This is a genomic window from Amycolatopsis sp. NBC_01480, from assembly GCF_036227205.1.
Classification (GTDB): domain Bacteria; phylum Actinomycetota; class Actinomycetes; order Mycobacteriales; family Pseudonocardiaceae; genus Amycolatopsis.
In genome coordinates, this window is sequence record NZ_CP109442.1 from 3,205,091 (window position 1) to 3,221,392 (window position 16,302).

Annotated in this window: 14 protein-coding genes; 7 read left to right on the plus strand and 7 right to left on the minus strand. The window is 72.6% G+C overall.

Annotated elements, in window-relative coordinates; translation table 11 throughout:
- Positions 1-55 precede the first annotated feature (55 nt).
- Positions 56-832 (plus strand): dioxygenase family protein, encoded by a 777-nt coding sequence (locus tag OG371_RS15205; protein ID WP_329069692.1) that lies wholly within the window; start codon positions 56-58, stop codon positions 830-832.
- Between the two features lie 65 nt (positions 833-897).
- Here OG371_RS15205 and OG371_RS15210 read toward each other — a convergent pair whose 3' ends face one another.
- The gene (locus OG371_RS15210) at positions 898-4,134 is read right to left on the minus strand and encodes a beta strand repeat-containing protein (protein ID WP_329069694.1); all 3,237 of its coding nucleotides are present in this window, start codon (positions 4,132-4,134) and stop codon (positions 898-900) included.
- A gap of 217 nt (positions 4,135-4,351) precedes the next feature.
- Entirely contained in the window at positions 4,352-5,413 is a 1,062-nt protein-coding gene (locus tag OG371_RS15215; RefSeq protein ID WP_329069698.1) for a hypothetical protein, read from the minus strand.
- 276 nt (positions 5,414-5,689) lie between these two features.
- Here OG371_RS15215 and OG371_RS15220 point away from each other — a divergent pair, with 276 nt between their 5' ends.
- Genes OG371_RS15220 through OG371_RS15230 form a run of 3 tightly spaced genes read left to right on the plus strand, consistent with a single transcriptional unit; the run spans position 5,690 to position 8,708 of the window.
- The gene (locus OG371_RS15220; protein ID WP_329069699.1) at positions 5,690-6,913 is read left to right on the plus strand and encodes an AI-2E family transporter; all 1,224 of its coding nucleotides are present in this window, start codon (positions 5,690-5,692) and stop codon (positions 6,911-6,913) included.
- Positions 6,910-8,055: a MacS family sensor histidine kinase gene (gene macS, locus OG371_RS15225; RefSeq protein ID WP_329069701.1), complete on the plus strand. Its 1,146-nt coding sequence runs from the start codon at positions 6,910-6,912 to the stop codon at positions 8,053-8,055. The genes OG371_RS15220 and macS overlap by 4 nt, the downstream gene beginning before the upstream one ends.
- Positions 8,052-8,708, plus strand: coding sequence for a response regulator transcription factor (locus OG371_RS15230; RefSeq protein ID WP_329069702.1), 657 nt, complete (start codon positions 8,052-8,054; stop codon positions 8,706-8,708). Before macS ends, OG371_RS15230 begins: the two co-directional genes overlap by 4 nt.
- 4 nt (positions 8,709-8,712) lie before the next feature.
- Here the strand turns inward: OG371_RS15230 and OG371_RS15235 are convergent, their stop codons facing one another.
- Entirely contained in the window at positions 8,713-9,684 is a 972-nt protein-coding gene (locus OG371_RS15235; protein ID WP_329069704.1) for a hypothetical protein, read from the minus strand.
- Between the two features lie 159 nt (positions 9,685-9,843).
- Between OG371_RS15235 and OG371_RS15240 the strand changes: the two genes are divergently transcribed.
- Entirely contained in the window at positions 9,844-10,506 is a 663-nt protein-coding gene (locus tag OG371_RS15240) for a DUF1707 SHOCT-like domain-containing protein (RefSeq protein ID WP_329069707.1), read from the plus strand.
- Between the two features lie 58 nt (positions 10,507-10,564).
- On the opposite strand, the gene ptsP is transcribed toward OG371_RS15240, so the two are convergent.
- The 3 genes from ptsP to OG371_RS15255 are packed head-to-tail and all read right to left on the minus strand — an operon-like array spanning position 10,565 to position 13,920.
- Positions 10,565-12,289, minus strand: coding sequence for a phosphoenolpyruvate--protein phosphotransferase (gene ptsP, locus OG371_RS15245; RefSeq protein WP_329069709.1), 1,725 nt, complete (start codon positions 12,287-12,289; stop codon positions 10,565-10,567).
- Positions 12,282-13,019, minus strand: a complete 738-nt coding sequence (locus tag OG371_RS15250; protein ID WP_329069711.1) for a hypothetical protein — start codon at positions 13,017-13,019, stop codon at positions 12,282-12,284. The genes ptsP and OG371_RS15250 overlap by 8 nt, the downstream gene beginning before the upstream one ends.
- A gap of 28 nt (positions 13,020-13,047) precedes the next feature.
- Complete coding sequence (locus tag OG371_RS15255) at positions 13,048-13,920, minus strand: ribokinase (RefSeq protein WP_329069713.1); 873 nt, start codon at positions 13,918-13,920, stop codon at positions 13,048-13,050.
- A gap of 391 nt (positions 13,921-14,311) precedes the next feature.
- Here OG371_RS15255 and OG371_RS15260 point away from each other — a divergent pair, with 391 nt between their 5' ends.
- Together OG371_RS15260 and OG371_RS15265 are read left to right on the plus strand one after the other, a co-directional pair.
- Positions 14,312-14,722, plus strand: coding sequence for a hypothetical protein (locus OG371_RS15260; RefSeq protein WP_329069715.1), 411 nt, complete (start codon positions 14,312-14,314; stop codon positions 14,720-14,722).
- Between the two features lie 9 nt (positions 14,723-14,731).
- Positions 14,732-15,469 carry a TetR/AcrR family transcriptional regulator gene (locus OG371_RS15265; protein WP_329069717.1) on the plus strand — a complete coding sequence of 246 codons (738 nt, stop codon included), beginning with the start codon at positions 14,732-14,734 and terminating at the stop codon, positions 15,467-15,469.
- Here the strand turns inward: OG371_RS15265 and OG371_RS15270 are convergent.
- Positions 15,466-16,203: an SDR family oxidoreductase gene (locus OG371_RS15270; RefSeq protein WP_329069719.1), complete on the minus strand. Its 738-nt coding sequence runs from the start codon at positions 16,201-16,203 to the stop codon at positions 15,466-15,468. The two genes, OG371_RS15265 and OG371_RS15270, sit on opposite strands and share 4 nt — an antisense overlap.
- Between the last annotated feature and the right edge of the window lie 99 nt (positions 16,204-16,302).

Sequence of the window (16,302 nt, forward strand, 5' to 3'; positions counted from 1 at the left end):
ACTCGCCGACGTCGCGTACTCTGGTAGTTGAAGTTTCAAATATTGGAGGCAAACGATGGCGCCAACACCGGTCCTGTACCTCAGCCACGGTGCGCCGCCGCTCGCCGACGACGCGACGTGGACCCGGCAGCTGGCGGGCTGGTCCGCGAACCTGCCGCGGCCGAAGGCGATCCTGATCGTCTCGGCGCACTGGGAAGAGGCGCCCTTGACGCTCGGGGCGACCACCACCGTCCCGCTGGTCTACGACTTCTGGGGCTTCGCCGACCGCTACTACCAGGTCGAGTACGCCGCGCCCGGCGCGCCCGAGCTGGCCCGCCAGGTCCGAAAACTGTTGCACTCCACCACGACGCCGGTGCACGACGCGCCGGAGCGCGGGCTGGACCACGGCGCGTACGTGCCACTCGTCGAGATGTACCCCGGCGCCGACATCCCGGTGCTGCAGATCTCGATGCCGTCCCTCGACCCGCAGGCGCTTTTCGACGTCGGCCGCAAGCTCGCACCGCTGCGCAACGAGGGCGTGCTGATCATCGGAAGCGGCTTCTTCACGCACAACCTGAGCGCCATGCGCCAGGTCGACGGCACGGCCGGCACGCCACCGCAGTGGTCCGCCGAGTTCGACCAGTGGGGCGACGAGGTGCTGCGCGCCGGCGACGTCGACGCGCTGCTCGACTTCCGGCGCAAGGCCCCGGCCGCCGCCCTCGCGCACCCGCGGATCGAGCACTTCGCGCCGCTGTTCGTGTCGCTCGGCGCCAGCTCCGCCGAGGGCTCGGGCCGCACCGTCATCGACGGGTTCTGGTACGGCCTCGCCAAGCGCTCACTCGAGTTTTCCTGAGCGGACAAGAAAACGGGCCCGGAAGCTGGCTGCTTCCGGGCCCGTTTCGTTTACTGGCTAGCTGTTCACTTCTTGAAGAAGCCGGTCACCTTGGCGGCCAGCTTCTGGATCGCACCCAGCGGGGACGAGTCCATCCCGGCCAGCGCCGGAACCTGCGCGGCCGGCAGCCCCGCGGTGGGCAGGCCGGCGGTCGGCAGGGCAGGCAGGCCCGCGACCGGCAGCGCCGAGACGACGGGCAGCGTCGGCAGACCGGCGGTCGGCAGCTGGGCCGGCATCGTGGTCGGCACACCCGGCAGGGCGGGCACGCCCGGCAGGGCCGGGAGCGCCGTCACGGCGGGCAGCTGGCTCAGCGTCGGCAGCGAAGCCTTCACCGGCAGCTGGGTCGGCAGCGCCGGCAGGGCCGAAGCGTCGGACCGGCCGGCGGTGCCGGGCAGCGCCGGAACGCCGGGCAGAGCCGGGACCGCGGGCAGGGCCGGAACCCCGGCCAGGCCCGGCAGCGCCGGCGCGTGCACGCCGCTGCCCAGACCGCTCAGCGACGGGAGCGCACCCGCGCCCTTGAGCTGCTGCAGCTGCCCCAGCGCCGACAGGCCGCTGACCTGCGGCAGGTCGGCACGCTCGGCACCCGGGACGGGCAGCATGGACATCGCCGGCAGCTGCGGCAGGGCCGGCAGCCCGGCACCGGTCGGCAGCGCCGGGAGGCCCTGCGACAGGTCCGGCAGCGCCGGCAGCTGGTCAGCGGCCATCTCGTTGCCGAGCGGCGCGTCGAGCGACGGCTCGGTCAGCTCGGTGGAGTCGGTCCCCTCCGAGGTCGCGGTGCCCAGCAGCGCCAGCGGCACGCCGAAGACCGGCACGTCGACCGGCAGGGCGTGGTAGAAGTCGTAGCCGGACAGCGCACTGCCGTCACCATCGGTGGTGGGGGTGCCCCCGTTGGTGGCGGTGATCATGTTGTCGCCGACCGAGTGCGACACGCCGGCCGCGCTGATCGCGTCGTCCGTCACGTACGGCACCGCGGTCACCGGCAGGTCGAGGATGTCGCCCGAAACCGAGCCCTCGACGCCCGACGTGGTGTCGTCACCGGCGTTGGTCACGGCAGTGCTGTTGGTGGCGTCGCCGGAGGCCACACCCGCGGCCGAGACCGAGTCACCGATGACCTGCGCCACCGGCTCCGCGTCCGCGCCGACGATGTCGCCGGCAACCGCGCCCGCGTCACCGTTGGTCAGGGAGCTGCCGCCCGCGGTCGAGGTGATGTCGTTGCTGCCGCCACCGTGGCCCAGGGCCGCGCCCGCGACACCGGTGCCCGAGGGAGTGAGCGCGCCGGCGATCGGCGCCTTCACGATGTTGCCGGCGATGCCGCCGCCCTTGCCGTCGGTGCTGGCGTCGCCGCCGGCCTTCGAGTCGGTCAGGTTGTCGGCCCAGCCGGTGCCGATGCCGCCGACCGCGCCGCCGATGCCGTGGCCCTGCACGGGAAGCGAGACCGGGGCCTCGACGATGTTGCCCGCGCCGGCGCCGTTCGGGCCGCTCGCGTGCACGTCGGAGCCGGCGCCCGAGGTGGTGTCGGTGGTGGCCTTGCCGTGGCCCTGGCCCACGAACGCGCCGCCGATGCCGAACAGCTGCACCGGGGTCGACACCGGGACGGTGCCCAGGTTCGAGCTCAGGAAGCCGTTGTCATCAGCGGTGTTGCCGCCGCCGCCGCCCTGGACGACCTTGGTCTCGTGCGCCTCGGCCGAGCCCTGGCCGATGAACGAGCCACCGACGCCGAACACCTCGGCGGGCACGCCGACCGGCACCTGGACGATGTTGCCCGACCCGGAGGAGTCGGTGCCCTGGCTGCCGTCGTAGCCACCTGCCGTGACGGTCTTGTCCTCGTTGGCGGTGCCCGACGCGTTGCCGATGTGGCTGGCGCCGATGCCGTAGACCTCGGGCGCGCCCGCGGCCTGGGTGTTCACGACGTTGGCGCCGAGCACGGAGCCGTTGCCGCGGGTGTAGCTGCCGTTGCCGGCGTTCGCGTCGACGGTGTTGTCGCACGCGGCGTGGGAGTTGCCGATGTAGGTCGCGCCGACGCCGCAGACGTCGACCGGGAGGGCGACGGCGGGGTCGACCACGTTGGCCGAGCCGGCCGCGTTGTCACCGGAGGTCTTGACGAAGCCGCCCGAGTCCACCGTGCTGGAGGTCGAGCCGGCCGTGCTGTCGCGGTCGACGGCGTGTCCGGTGGTGGCGTTGCCGATCCAGGTGGCGGCCACGTTGGCCACGTTGGCCACCGGGCTGAGCTGCGCCGCGGCGGCGGTGCCGGCCAGGAACGAGTTGTCCCCGTCGGTCTCGATGTAGGTCGGCGTGCCGGCCAGGCTGCCCGGGCGCTTGTCGCCGGCCTTCGCGTCGGCCGAGGAGTTCGACGCCGTGTCGGCGTCCGAGCCCCACACGCCACCGGCGTTGCCGTTGAACTTCACCGGCAGCGCGATGGGAGCGCCCACCACGTTGCCCGTGCCGGCGCCGCCCTTGCCGCTGCTGAGCATGGACCCGCCGGAGGTGGCGGAGGTGTCGGCGGCGTACGAGCTGTACGCGTTGCCGAGCAGGTACGAGATCGCGTTGCCGGTCACCTGGACCGGGGTGGCGAACTGGCCCGCGACGACGTTGCCGGACAGGCCGGAGCCCTTGCCGGAGGTGTCGATGTTGCCGGTCTCGGACGCGCTCTGGTAGGCCGAGCCGCCGTGCACCGCGCCGCTGCCGCCGGCCACGCCGACGCCGTTGCCGGCGAGCTGCACCGGCAGCGCCCAGTCGAGGGCCACGACGTTGCCCGCGAGCCCGGAGTCCTTGCCGGAGGTCGCGATGTCCTGGTTGTGCGAGTAGGTCTGCTCCTGCGAGCTGCCGTCGACCTTCGCGTCGCCGATGACGCCGACCGCGTTGTCCACGATCTGGATCGGGACGACCACGTCGCCCGAGACCTTGTTGCCCTTGAACGCGTCGTGGGTCGGCGTGAGGTCACGCGGCCCGTCGGCCTTCGGCAGGCTGTCCGTCAGGTCGCCCGCGCCCGCCGGCGACTTCGCCGAAGCGAGCACGCCCTTCGCGGCTTCGGTGACCGGCTTGGTGCTCAGCTCAGTCTTGAACGCCGGGACGTCGTACTGGCCGAGCGGCGTGCCGATGGCGTTGTTCGACGTGTCGATCGGGACGGTGACGTTCAGGTCGAGCGGGGAGGCCGGGGTGTCAGGGTTGACGTTTTCGTCGGCCGAGGCGATGCCGGTGCCCAGCATCAGCAACCCACCCGTGACCAACGCGGTCTGGAGTCCGCGCTTTGCCCAGGTCTGCATGGGGTTTTTCTCCTTCATTTCGGGTTCCCTTGCGGGCTTGTGGGGGTGCGCTCGTGCGAGCTCGCACAGTGAGGAGCGCACCGGAGGGGGTGGTGCGGCGGCGGGCGCGGAGAAGTGCGCACGCGAGAAACCCGCGGGTTCGGTCGGTGACGCCGAGCCGGTACGCGAAAAGGCGCTTGGCTTCAGGGCGCGTCAACGACCCCGCGGGTGAGGTGAATCAGTCGGGAGTGACGCCGGGCTGCTCGCCCGGGCTGAGCGGCGTGTGCCGCACGCCGGCGCGGGTCGAACCCGCCACGGCGTTGTCGACGGCCGCGGAGACCCACGAGGGGACCCCGAAGTTCAGCACGTCGAGGTGGCCACCGGGAGCGGTGGAGCCGCCGCCGGGGGCAGTCGGGATGCTCGGGGGAGCCATCGGGAGCTGACCCGGGCTGAACGGGGCCGGCGGCAGGTTGTGGTGGTCCTTGTGGTGCGAGGAGTCACCTAGGCCGTCGGCCGGGGCGCCGGTGTGCGCGAGGCCCGCGAGCGGGAACATCGCGCGCAGGGCGCCGGGGGTGGAAACCGCGGCTGCGCCGAGGTTCTGCGCCGGGTCACCGGTGGTCCCGGTGGCGGCGGAGTCAGGGGTGGGCTCGACCGGCGAGGCCGGGAGCGCGGGCAGGTCGATCAGCTTGCCGTGCCGGTTCGGGTCGAGCAGGCCCCAGACCTTGCTGCCGAGGTCCGGCGTCTCCGGCGACGGGGTGACGGTCTGCTCGATGACCTGGCGGGTGTCCTCCGGCTTGCGCGCGATGTGCTCGGCCGCGCCGAGGGTGCGCCGCACCGGCTGGAGGACGGCTTCCTGGCCGAGGTCGGCGACGGCGTCGCTGACCCGGCCGGACACCTCGTGGTCGGTGGTCCGGACCTGGTCGGTGTGCGGGCCGCCGATGTGGTCGCGCGGGTCGAGCGGGCAGATCGGCCGCGAGGTGCCGGGCTCGGACCACGTGGTGGCGTCCTGCTCGCAGGCGGTCACGCCGTTGACCGCGCCGACCGCGGCACCGGCGACGTCGCCGGTGAAGCTCGAAACGCCGTGGGTGACGTCGCCGAGGTTCGCGACCGTGGTGTCGGTGACCGGCGTGACGCTGACCCCGCCGGCTTCGACGGTGCCGGTGTCGGCGGAGGCGGTCGCGGAGGAGACGGCCCACGCGGCGGCGGTCGCTGCCACCGCGCCGCCGAGCACGAGGAGCGCACGCGAAGCGAGACGGCCGGCGCGCATCGCGCCCCGTCCCTCGTTCGCCGCGTCCTTCACTCGTGCTTCTCCTCAACTGGGTCCCGCCGGGTGGTTGCGGAACCGAGACAACCAGCCGCGACCGCCGCCGCGCACCCTTGACACGGCTTGATGCCACCATCGTGTGAACAACACAGTGTGTGTTCGATTCTCACGAAAAGTGATCGGAACTGGCGGGGCCCGGTTACTCCTGAGTCGGTCTGTCAAGCGGCCTATCAGGCGAAGCGTGGAACGCGCCGATGCCCGGACGACTCCGTTTCGCCCGGAATTGTCGGTGGGACCGATACGGTTGATCGTGTGAGCCAGTCTGGGCGCGAACAGCGCGAACAACCGTTTCTCACCGCCGAGTCCGACGTCACCGGCCTGATCCCGCGCGGCCTGCGCGTGGGGGCCGCGCTGGCCTGGCGGTTCATCGTGGTGATCGCCGCGCTGTACGCGGTCGTCTGGCTGATGGGCTACCTGTCCGCGGTGGTCATCCCGGTCTCGATCGCGCTGCTGCTCTCGGCGCTGATGGCGCCGGCCGTGGCGAAGCTGGTGGCCTGGCGGTTCCCGCGCGGGCTGGCGACGGGGATCGTGCTGATCGCCGGGCTGGCCGTGCTGGGCGGGCTGCTCACCTTTGTCATCACGCAGTTCTCCAGCGGCCTCCCGCAGCTGCAGCAACAGCTCAACAACAGCCTGAACCAGATCAAGGACTGGCTGATCAACGGGCCGCTGCACCTGCGCCAGGAGCAGATCCAGGACTTCATCAACCAGGCCATCGGCTTCATCCAGAACAACCAGTCGTCGCTCACCACCACGGCGCTGACCACGGCGGGCACGATCGGCGAGATCCTCACCGGGTTCGTGCTCACGCTGTTCGTCACGATCTTCTTCCTGGCTGGCGGCGACAACATCTACTCGTTCCTGGTGCGCGGCGTGCCGGCGCGGGTGCGGCGGCGGGTCGATGTCGCCGGGCGGCGCGGGTTCGCGTCGCTGGTCAGCTACATCCGCGCGACGGCCGCGGTGGCGGTGGTCGACGCGGTGGGCATCGGCATCGGCCTGTGGATCGTCGGCGTGCCGCTGGTGATCCCGCTGGCGACGCTGGTGTTCCTCGGCGCGTTCATCCCGATCATCGGCGCCGTGCTGGCCGGCGGGGTCGCGGTGCTGATCGCGCTGGTCACCAAGAGCTTCATCGGCGCGGTCATCGTGCTGGCCATCGTGATCGGCGTGATGCAGCTGGAGAGCCACATCCTGCAGCCGCTGCTGCTCGGGCGCGCCGTGCGGCTGCACCCGCTGGCCGTGGTGCTGGCGATCGCCGCCGGGCTGGTGGCCGCGGGGATCGCGGGCGCGCTGCTGGCCGTGCCGCTGCTCGCCGTGCTCAACGCCGGCATCCGCTCGCTGCTGCACGAGCACAACCCCGATCCGGCGACCGTCGACGCGCTGCACTCCCAAGCCACCCGGCCCAACGACGCCAACTCGGGCTCGGACAAGGACGAGTCGGACGACGGCGAGAAAAACAAGAAGGACAACGAGAAGAAGTGACCTCGCCGGCCACCCGCGACCCGGCGACCCCGCTGTGGCGCGGGGTCGTGCTGCTGCGTGTGCTCACCTGGTTCTTCGCGCTGGCCGTGGTCATCGGGCACCGCGCCGAGTTCGCCCGGCCGTGGCTCGCGTGGACGGTGGTCGGCGCGATGGGCGTGTGGTCGCTGGCCACGAGCGACGCGTACTCGCGCGCGTCGAGCCGGTGGAGCTGGCTGGTGGTGCTGGACGTCGTGGTCACCACGGCGCTGATGCTCACGTCGCCGCTGATCCTGTCCCCTGAGCAGTACGCGGCGGCGACCCCGCTGATCACCACGGTCTGGGCGGCCGCCGGACCGCTGGCGGCGGCGACGCGGTTCGGGGCTGGCGGCGGCGTGCTGGCCGGGCTCGTGGTCGCCGTCGGCACCGGCTTCGCGCGGGAGAAGCTTGACCTCGACGTCGCCCGCGACGGGGTGCTGCTGTGCGCGAGCGGGCTGCTGATCGGCATGGCGGCCACGACAGCGCGGCGTTCGGCGGAGGCGCTCGCGCGCGCGTTGCGCACCGAAGCCGCGACGGCGGAGCGAGAACGGCTCGCGCGCTCGATCCACGACAGCGTGCTTCAGGTCCTCGCGCGCGTACGGCATCGCGGTCTCGAGGTCGGCGGCGAAGCGGCGGAGCTGGCAAAGCTGGCCGGGGAGCAAGAGATCGCGTTGCGCGCGCTCGTCACGACGGAGCCGACGTGGGCGAGCGCGGGCGGCGACGGCTTCGCGGACCTGCGCTCGGCGTTGCAGCTGCTGGCCACGCCGTCGGTGCAGGTGTCGACGCCCGCGGGCACCGTCGACCTGGCGACGCACGTCACCGAAGAGCTGGTGGCCGTCACGCGCGAGGCACTGTCCAATGTAGAAAAACACGCGGGGCCGGACGCGCACGCGTGGGTCCTGCTGGAGGACCTCGGCACGGAGGTGGTCGTGAGCATCCGCGACGACGGCCCCGGAATCCCCGCCGGGCGATTGGAACGCGCGGCGCGGCTGGGGCATCTGGGTGTGGTGGAGTCCATCAGGGGGAGGGTGCGCGATCTCGGCGGGACCGCGACCCTGGAGACCGGTCCGGGCACCGGCACGGAGTGGGAAGTGCGGGTGCCGAGCGCGACGAGGGGCGAGAGATGACGGACGGCACGATCTCGGTGATGGTCGTCGACGACCATCCGATCTGGCGCGACGGCGTGGCGCGCGACCTGGCCGAAAACGGCTTCGACGTGCAGGCCACGGCGGCCGACGCGCCCGCGGCCGTCCGGATCGCGCGCACCGTGCGGCCCTCGGTGGTGCTGATGGACCTCAACCTCGGCGGGACGTCCGGGGTGGAGGCGACACGCGAGATCACCGCGGCGCTGCCGGAGACGAAGGTGCTGGTGCTCTCGGCCAGCGGTGAGCACAGCGACGTGCTGGAGGCGGTGAAGGCGGGCGCGTCCGGTTACCTGGTGAAGTCGGCGTCGGTGGCGGAGCTGGTGGACGCCGTCCATCGCACGGCCGCCGGCGACCCGGTGTTCACGGCCGGGCTGGCCGGCCTGGTGCTGGGCGAGTACCGGCGGATGGCAGACGCGCCGGACGGCGGAGCCGAGCCGCCGCGCCTGACCGAACGTGAGACGGACGTGCTGCGGCTTGTCGCGAAGGGCCTCACCGCGCGGCAGATCGCGGAGCGGCTGGTCCTCTCGCACCGGACCGTGGAGAACCACGTGCAGTCGACGCTGCGGAAGCTCCAGCTGCACAACCGCGTCGAGCTGGCGCGGTACGCGATCGAGCACGGGCTCGACGAGGACTGAGGTTTCAGGAGATCGAGACGCCCGGGAACTGCTGCGCGTCCGGGATCTTCGCCGAACCCAGCCGCCACGCGGGCTCGCCGGGATGCCAGGCCGCGACGACGCCGTCGTCCAGCAGGAGGTCGCCGTCCGGGGACCAGTCGAGGCCGGACTGCTTGAGGTGCTCGGTGGTGTAAGGCATCGATGGCGCCTCCTGCCAGGTGAGGTCATGGAGGTCGAGCAGCCACAGGTCGCGGGTCTGGATGTCGGTGCTGTGCCAGGCGGGCGTGCCGAAGTCGACGGCGGCGAGGCTGCCGTCGCGGTTCGGCAGCACGTACGGCGTCGAATCCACCACCGGCGGCGCGACCTTGGTGCGGGCGCCGCCCGGCAGGTCGACGACGGTGAGATCGGTCAGGCCGCCGAGGATGAGCCGGTCGCCGGTGGCCGCGAGGATCCGCGGGGCCTGCTGCACGGAACGGCCGGTGGCGGGGTCGATCAGCACGTCGACCGTCTCGGCGGTGCCGTTGTCCACGGTGATCAGCAGCCCGTGTGAAGTCTCCTGCCGGACGATCGTGCGGCAGCTGGCCACGGTGCCGGGGTCGAGCGCGGCGCCGGCCAGCGAAACGTGCTGGAGCCGGCAGTTGCCGGGGCTGTCCTGGCGGATCGCCCACACGCTGTCGCCGTCCGCGCCGGGGGCGATGCTGAACGCCTGGCCGAGCGGAACCGGCGCGGTGTCCGGGCCGGTGTAGGTGTAGACGTCGTCCGGCGCGCAGGTGGCGGACTGGCACTCGGGCGAGGTCAGGATGACGGGTGTGTGGCCGACGCGCTGGACGCTGACCAGCCTCTTCCCGCCGGGGAGGCCGGGCACACTGCCCTTCGCGCCGGTGTCCGCGTCGAACACGGTGGGCGGGGACGTGGCGAGCAGCAGCCGCACGCTGAGCTGGTTCGCAAGCCCGCCGTCGAGGCCCGTGCGCGGTGGTCCGACGGGCTGGTTCTGCACGGTCGACGGGCTCGGGGTGGTGACCGGTGCGGGGGTCCCGTTCGTGCAAGCGGCCAGCAGGAGGCTCGCCGCGGCGAGGGCGGCGCCGGCACGAAATACGGGTCTGTTCAGGGTTTTTCCCCGATCTGGCTGGCGGAATCGAGTTCTACCATCAACACCATGGGCGAGGAAGAGACAACGACCGCGGAGACCGCGACCGAGACCAAGCCGTTGACCGCGCGCGACATCCGGGTCTCCGACGACGAGCGCGAGCACGTCGTCGGCGTGCTCCAGAAGGCGATCGGGCTCGGCATGCTCAACCTCGACGAGTTCACCGAGCGCACCGACCGCGCGCTGGCGTCCCGGACCCGCGGCGAGCTGAACGCCGTGCTCGCGGACCTGCCGGGCCTCACGCACCCGGAGGCCGCGCCGGCTCCGTACGCGGCGCCGGACGCGCCTTCGTACACCCGCTCTTGGGCGCCGGGCCAGCGGATGGAGCTGAACGCGAAGTACTCGTCGCTGCACCGCAGCGGCCCGTGGCAGGTCCCGCCCGCGATGGTCGTGCGCAACAAGTACGGCAGCACGAAGCTGGACTTCACCGAGGCCCGCACGTCGACGCCGGTGATCGAGATCGAGCTGGACTCGAAGTGGGGCTCGGTCGAGATCGTCATCCCGCCGCAGGCCGCCGTCGACTACAACTCGATCACCGAGATCAAGTTCGGCTCCCTCGACGACAAAACCGGCAGCAACGGCCGGGCCGGCACACCGCGGTACGTCCTCACCGGCCGGGTCCACGGAGGCTCGCTGGTCATCCGGCACCCCAGGCGGGGCTTCTTCGGCTGACCAGCGTGAGTGCCGGGCCCGCTTCCATCCGTCGGGCGGGTCCGGCGCTTCTTTACGTTTACTTCAGCGCGGCGGCGACCACAGTCCGGGCGTCGGCGGGGGTGGCGGCGGCCAGCGCCGCGGCAGCCAGCGACCGGGCGTCGTCCAGGGTGACGGACGCCAGGCTCGCGCCCACGGACCGGATCGCCGGGGCGTTCATCGAAACGCTGGTCAGGCCGAGTCCGGCCAGCACCAGGGCCAGGCGCGGATCGCCGGCCGCCTCACCGCAGACGCCGGCCGGCTTGCCCGTCACCATCGCCGCGTCGCCGATCAGTTTCAGCAGGCGCAGCAGCGCCGGCTGCCAGGGGTCGTTCAGCTGGGCCACGGCGCCGAGCTGGCGGTCGGCCGCGAAGGTGTACTGGGCCAGGTCGTTGGTGCCGACCGAGACGAAGTCCACCGCGTCCAGGATCTCCCGCGCCGACAGGGCCGCGGCCGGGATCTCGATCATCACGCCCGCGCGGGCGAGGCCGGCGGCGCGGGCGCGCTCGGCGAACCAGGCCGCCTCGTCCGCCGTCGCGACCATCGGGGCCATCACGGAAACGACCGCGCCCGAGTCCTCGGCCGCGCCGGCGATGGCCGCCAGCTGGCGGTCCAGCACCTCCGGCCGGTCGAACGCCACGCGCAGGCCGCGGACGCCCAGCGCCGGGTTCGGCTCGGCCTCCGGCGAAAGGAAGGCGAGCGGCTTGTCGGCGCCAGCGTCCAGCGTGCGGACGATGACCGGCTTGCCGCGGAACGGCGAAAGCACCGCGGTGTAGGCCTGGCGCTGCTCGTCGACGGTCGGCTCGGCCGAGGCGTCGAGGTAACAGAATTCCGTGCGGAACAGGCCGACGCCCTCGGCTCCGGCGTCCGCGGCGGCCTGCGCGTCGGCCGGGGAGCCGACGTTGCCGTAGACCTTGACGACGTGGCCGTCGGCGGTCGCGCCCGTGCCGTTCCACTCCGCGGGGCCCGCGGCGACGGCGGTGACCACCGGCGCCTCCGGGTCGGCGACCTCGACGACGCCGGTGTCCCCGTCGACGGCGAGCGCCGGCGCGTCCAGCGCGAGCAGCCCACGGACCGCGACCACGGCCGGGATGCCGAGCGCGCGGGCCAGGATCGCGGTGTGGCTCGTCGGGCCGCCCTCTTCGGTGACCAGCGCGAGCACCTTCGCCGGGTTGAGGCCCGCGGTGTCGGCGGGCGCCAGGTCGCGGGCGACGAGCACGCTCGGCGACGTCAGCTCCGGCACGCCCGGCGGGGCGATGCCGAGCAGCTCGGCGACCAGGCGGTCACGCACGTCGCGGACGTCGCGCACCCGCTCGGCCATGTAGCCGCCCGCCGCGGCGAGTGCTTCGGCGAACCCTTCGGCGGCCTGGTAGACGGCGCGGGCCGCGGGCAGGTTCTGCGCCGTCACCAGCTGCTGGGCCTGCGTGGCGAGCGCCGGGTCGGCGGCCATCGCGGCGGTGGTGATGAGGATCGTGGCGGCTTCGCCCTCGGCGGTCTCGGCCTGCGCCTCCAGCCGGGCGGCGACGGCGGCGGCGGCGGGCTCGATCCGCGCGGCCTCCGCGGCCGGGTCGGCCGGCGCGGGGGTGCTCGCGGGCTCGCCGAGCGGCTCGGCGACGCGCACGACGGGACCACTCGCGCGCCCCGGGCTCACAGCGACCCCGGTCAACGACGAAACGGCGGGGTTGTTGGTCACGGTGACTCCGGCTGACTCGGTGGTCGCGGCGGGCTGGCCCGAGGCGGCTGTGCCCGTGAGGGTCTCAGACATGGTCTAGACCATAGCTCAGATACGTCTCGATATCTCGCGGTGCCGCCCACAATCCGCGGGACCGCACCCGCTCGAGCACCGGCCGCACCTCCTCGTGCCACCACGCCTCGGCCAGCTGTTCGCGGCTGGCCAGCGGGCGGCCGTGCAGAGTCTGCCGGAAACCCCAGGCCTCCGCCGAGTCCGCGAGCCGGAACCAGTCGGCCGGATCGTCGAGCCAGAGGTCGAGGCGGACGTCGTCGGCGAGCGGCACGCGCTCGAGGAACAGCCGCTCGGCGGTCTTCGACGGCAGGTCCGCCACCGTGAGACAGCGCAACGCCCAGGCCACGGTGCAGATCCGGCGCACCTGGGCGCGCACCGCCGACGACCCGCGGGCGCGAGCCAGCGCGACGCGATGGTGGCCATCCTCCACGAAGTACATGTCGCCCAGCCGCACGAGCCGCACCGGTGGCAGGTCCGCGGACGTGCGCGCCAGCGCCTCCCAGCGGTCCCGCAACGCGCGGTTGCGCGGCCGGAATTGACGGTCGAAGTCGCCGCCACGGGCGACGGTGCCGACCACGCCCTCGAGCGGGACGTCGCACACGCCCTCGTCGGACTCGGACTGCCGGCCCAGCGCCGCCAGCGTCTCCGACAAGGACATGATCGCCAGCGCGTCGGGACGCCGTGCGTCCGCGATCGCTTTCAGTTGGGCGGCGTACCCCCGCCACCAGGCCGAACCGAACGAATCGCCCACGTGAACGACAACACGGGGCCGCCGCCGGTCATTCCAGCTCGTCGGGAGTCGGGTACGACGGCTGCGCGCCGTGTCGCGTCACGCTCACAGCCGCGACCTTCACGGCCCGCTTCGCCGCGTCGACGAGCGTCGCGCCTTCGGCCAGCGAAGCAGCCAGCGCACCCGCGAAGGCGTCTCCGGCACCCGTGGTGTCGACGGCCTCGACCTTCGGCGACGCGACCTCCGTCGAGCCGTCCGCCTCGACGACCACCGCGCCCTTCGCGCCGAGGGTCACGACGGCCGCGCGCGGGCCCAGCTCAAGCAGCTTGCGCGGGTCGGCGTCCTCGGTACCGAGCAGGTACGCGGCCTCGTGCTCGTTGACGAGCAAAACGTCGAGCGCGCCCAGTGTTTCGCGTGAAACCTCAGCGGCGGGCGACAGGTTGAGCAGCACGCGGACGCCCTTCGCGCTCGCGCGCGCGACGGCGTGCTCGACCGTTGGCAACGGCACCTCGAGCGAGGTGACCAGGACGCGCACGCCGTCGAGGACGTCGTCGGTGAGGTCGCCGGGCTCCAGCGCGGAGTTGGCGCCGGGGGAGACGAGGATGGAGTTCTCGCCGTCCGGGGTCACGGTGATGTAGGCGATGCCGGTCGGCCGTCCGACGGTGCGGACGTGGCCGGTCGCGACGCCCGCGTCGGCGAGCGAATCGCGCAGCAGCCGGCCGTACGAGTCGTCGCCGACGGCGCCCAGCAGCGCGACGTCCGCGCCCAGGCGACCGGCCGCCGCGGCCGTGTTCGCGCCCTTGCCGCCGGGCGACAGCGTGGTGTCGCCGCCCAGCACCGTCTCGCCGCCTCCGGGGCGGCGCTCGACCGGCACGACCAGGTCGGCGTTGGCGGATCCCACGACCAGAACGGCAGCACTCATGGCGGTCACTCTGCCACGAGCGCCTGGTCACGCGGGTCAAGGACAGTACGGGCACAAAAGTGAAGGTTTTTGTAACTTATCTAGCGCCGGGTGCGACAATCAGGCGAGCAGCGGACAACCCGTCACTCGATCGGGGGATAGAACTCCCCCAGGCGTCACTTCTGACACGGGCTCCGCTCTTGTGGTGCGTCACTGTCCTCGAGACCAGTGGCGTTGCCCCGACCGGAAGCGCACCGGAGAGGGCATCGGGTCGCCGGCGCCGATCACGTAGCCCCCCGAGTGATCGGCGTCGGCGGCGCCCCGTCACCCGCGGGGCCGCCCCGGGTTTCCCCTACCCAGGACGGCGGCTTACCGCCTGTTCTGGCAGGTCAGAGCTTCCTACCGTCGAGGCATGACGATCTCCGACTGGAAGCGCTCGATCTACGCGCTGCTGGCGTTGCCCGCATTCGCCGCCGGCCCTCGGGCCCGGCGGCAGCTCGCCGCGCGGCTGGTGGGCACCACCGTGCGCGAAGGTCCCCCTCGCCGCCTCGCCTCGGCCGGTCTGGCCCTGCTGGCGTGGCCGTTCGCGGTGCTGATCTGGTTCCTGGTGTGGCGGATCGCGACTTACGGGCTGTTCTGGGACGAGGCCACGGCCGGCGCTTCGTGGGGCGGGCCGTCGCTGACCGGGGCGTGGATCGTGCACTTCTTCTGCGCGCTGGGCATGGTTGTCCCCGCGATGTGGCTGCTCCGGCCGCTGACCGCGGCGCAAGCCGGACTGCTCTCCGGCCGCGTTGGTACCGAAATGGGTGTCCCGAGCACCTAGAATGTCCGGATGAGCAGCCCCACGCGAAGGGGCCGCGCGCGAGCGGCTACCGAGCAGGACATCCGCCGCACCGCCCGTAAACTCCTGGTGGACGACGGTCCGGATGCGGTCACCCTGCGCGCGATCGCCCGCGAGCTGGGCATCACCGCGCCGGCTCTCTACCGCTACTACGAGTCCCGCGACGACCTGGTGGAGAACCTCCGCCTCGACGTCTGCGCCGATCTGGCGGCCGAGCTGGCCGTGGACATCGCCGAGCTGCCCGACGACGGCATGCTCCAGCTGTTCGCCATCTGCAAGGGCTTCCGGCGCTGGGCGCTGACGCACACCAAGGAGTTCACGCTGGTGTTCGCCTCGCCCACGGGCGGGGTCGGCACCACCGCGGGCAGCGCGCTGCACCGCCTCGACGAGCCGTTCGGCCGGATCTTCCTCGCCGCCGCCGGCCAGGTGCTGGCGATCCACGACCTGGTGATGCCGCCGAACGACGTGGTCCCGCCCGAGCTCCGCGACGACCTCACCGCGTTCCAGGGGGAGCTGCTCGCGGTGCTGGCGGAGTCCGGGCGGGCCATCGCGCCGGAGAAGCTGGACCTGGGCCTGACCTACCTGATGATCCAGTTCTGGGCCCGGCTCTACGGGCACGTCACGCTTGAGGTGTTCGGCAACTACCCGATCCCCGTGTCCAAGCCGGACGTGCTGTTCGAGGCCATGCTGGCCGACCTCGCCCGCGACGTCGGCCTCGACGCGCGTTAGGCCGCGTGCCCGCCGTCGACCGAAAGGATCGCGCCGGTGACGTACGCGCTGGCCGGGTCCGCGAGGTACGAAACGGCCGCGGCGACCTCCTCGGCTGAGCCATAACGGCCGACTGCGGTGGAGAACGCCTGATCAGCCGCGTACGGACCGTCGGCCGGGTTCATGTCGGTGTCGATCGGCCCGGGGTGCACGAGGTTGACCGTGACGCCGCGGGGCGACAGCTCGCGCGCGAGCGCCTTGGTCAGCCCGACCAGCGCCGACTTGCTCACCGCGTACAGGACCATCCCCGGCCCGAGCACGCGATCGGTGACGCAGCTGCCGATCGTGATCACTCGCCCGCCCTCACCGAGACGAGCGGCAGCGGCCTTCGACGCGGCGAACACCCCACGAACGTTCACCGCCAGCACCCGGTCGACGTCGTCCTGCGCGGTTTCCTCAAGGGGCGCGACGAAGCCCACCCCGGCGTTGTTGACCAGCACGTCCAGCCGCCCGAACTCGGCGACGGTGGCCGCCACCGCCGCCTCCACGGCCGCCGCGTCGGCGTTGTCCGCCTGCACGGCGAGCGCCCTCCGGCCCCGGCTCTTGATCCGGTCGACCACGTCGGCCGCGAGCCGCTCGTTGCTGGCGTACGTGAGCACCACATCGGCCCCGTCCTCAGCGAGCCGCACCGCCGTGGCCGCCCCGATGCCCCGGCTGCCGCCCGTCACCAGAGCCACCTTGCCGTCGAGGATCATCTGCCATTCTCCTTCGCTGAAGCCGTTTTCCTGATGGCTCCATCGAATCGGGCCGGGCTTGGTGACGCTGGCGCCTTTCCGTCTTGGCGTTGGCCGGAG

Excerpts from the sequence above, each read along its gene's own strand:
- OG371_RS15205 (WP_329069692.1), top strand. The coding sequence starts at position 56 with ATGGCGCCAACACCGGTCCTGTACCTCAGCCACGGTGCGCCGCCGCTC.
- OG371_RS15210 (WP_329069694.1), bottom strand. The coding sequence starts at position 4,134 with ATGCAGACCTGGGCAAAGCGCGGACTCCAGACCGCGTTGGTCACGGGT.
- OG371_RS15230 (WP_329069702.1), top strand. The coding sequence starts at position 8,052 with ATGACGGACGGCACGATCTCGGTGATGGTCGTCGACGACCATCCGATC.
- OG371_RS15240 (WP_329069707.1), top strand. The coding sequence starts at position 9,844 with ATGGGCGAGGAAGAGACAACGACCGCGGAGACCGCGACCGAGACCAAG.
- ptsP (WP_329069709.1), bottom strand. The coding sequence starts at position 12,289 with ATGTCTGAGACCCTCACGGGCACAGCCGCCTCGGGCCAGCCCGCCGCG.
- OG371_RS15255 (WP_329069713.1), bottom strand. The coding sequence starts at position 13,920 with ATGAGTGCTGCCGTTCTGGTCGTGGGATCCGCCAACGCCGACCTGGTC.
- OG371_RS15260 (WP_329069715.1), top strand. The coding sequence starts at position 14,312 with ATGACGATCTCCGACTGGAAGCGCTCGATCTACGCGCTGCTGGCGTTG.
- OG371_RS15265 (WP_329069717.1), top strand. The coding sequence starts at position 14,732 with ATGAGCAGCCCCACGCGAAGGGGCCGCGCGCGAGCGGCTACCGAGCAG.
- OG371_RS15270 (WP_329069719.1), bottom strand. The coding sequence starts at position 16,203 with ATGATCCTCGACGGCAAGGTGGCTCTGGTGACGGGCGGCAGCCGGGGC.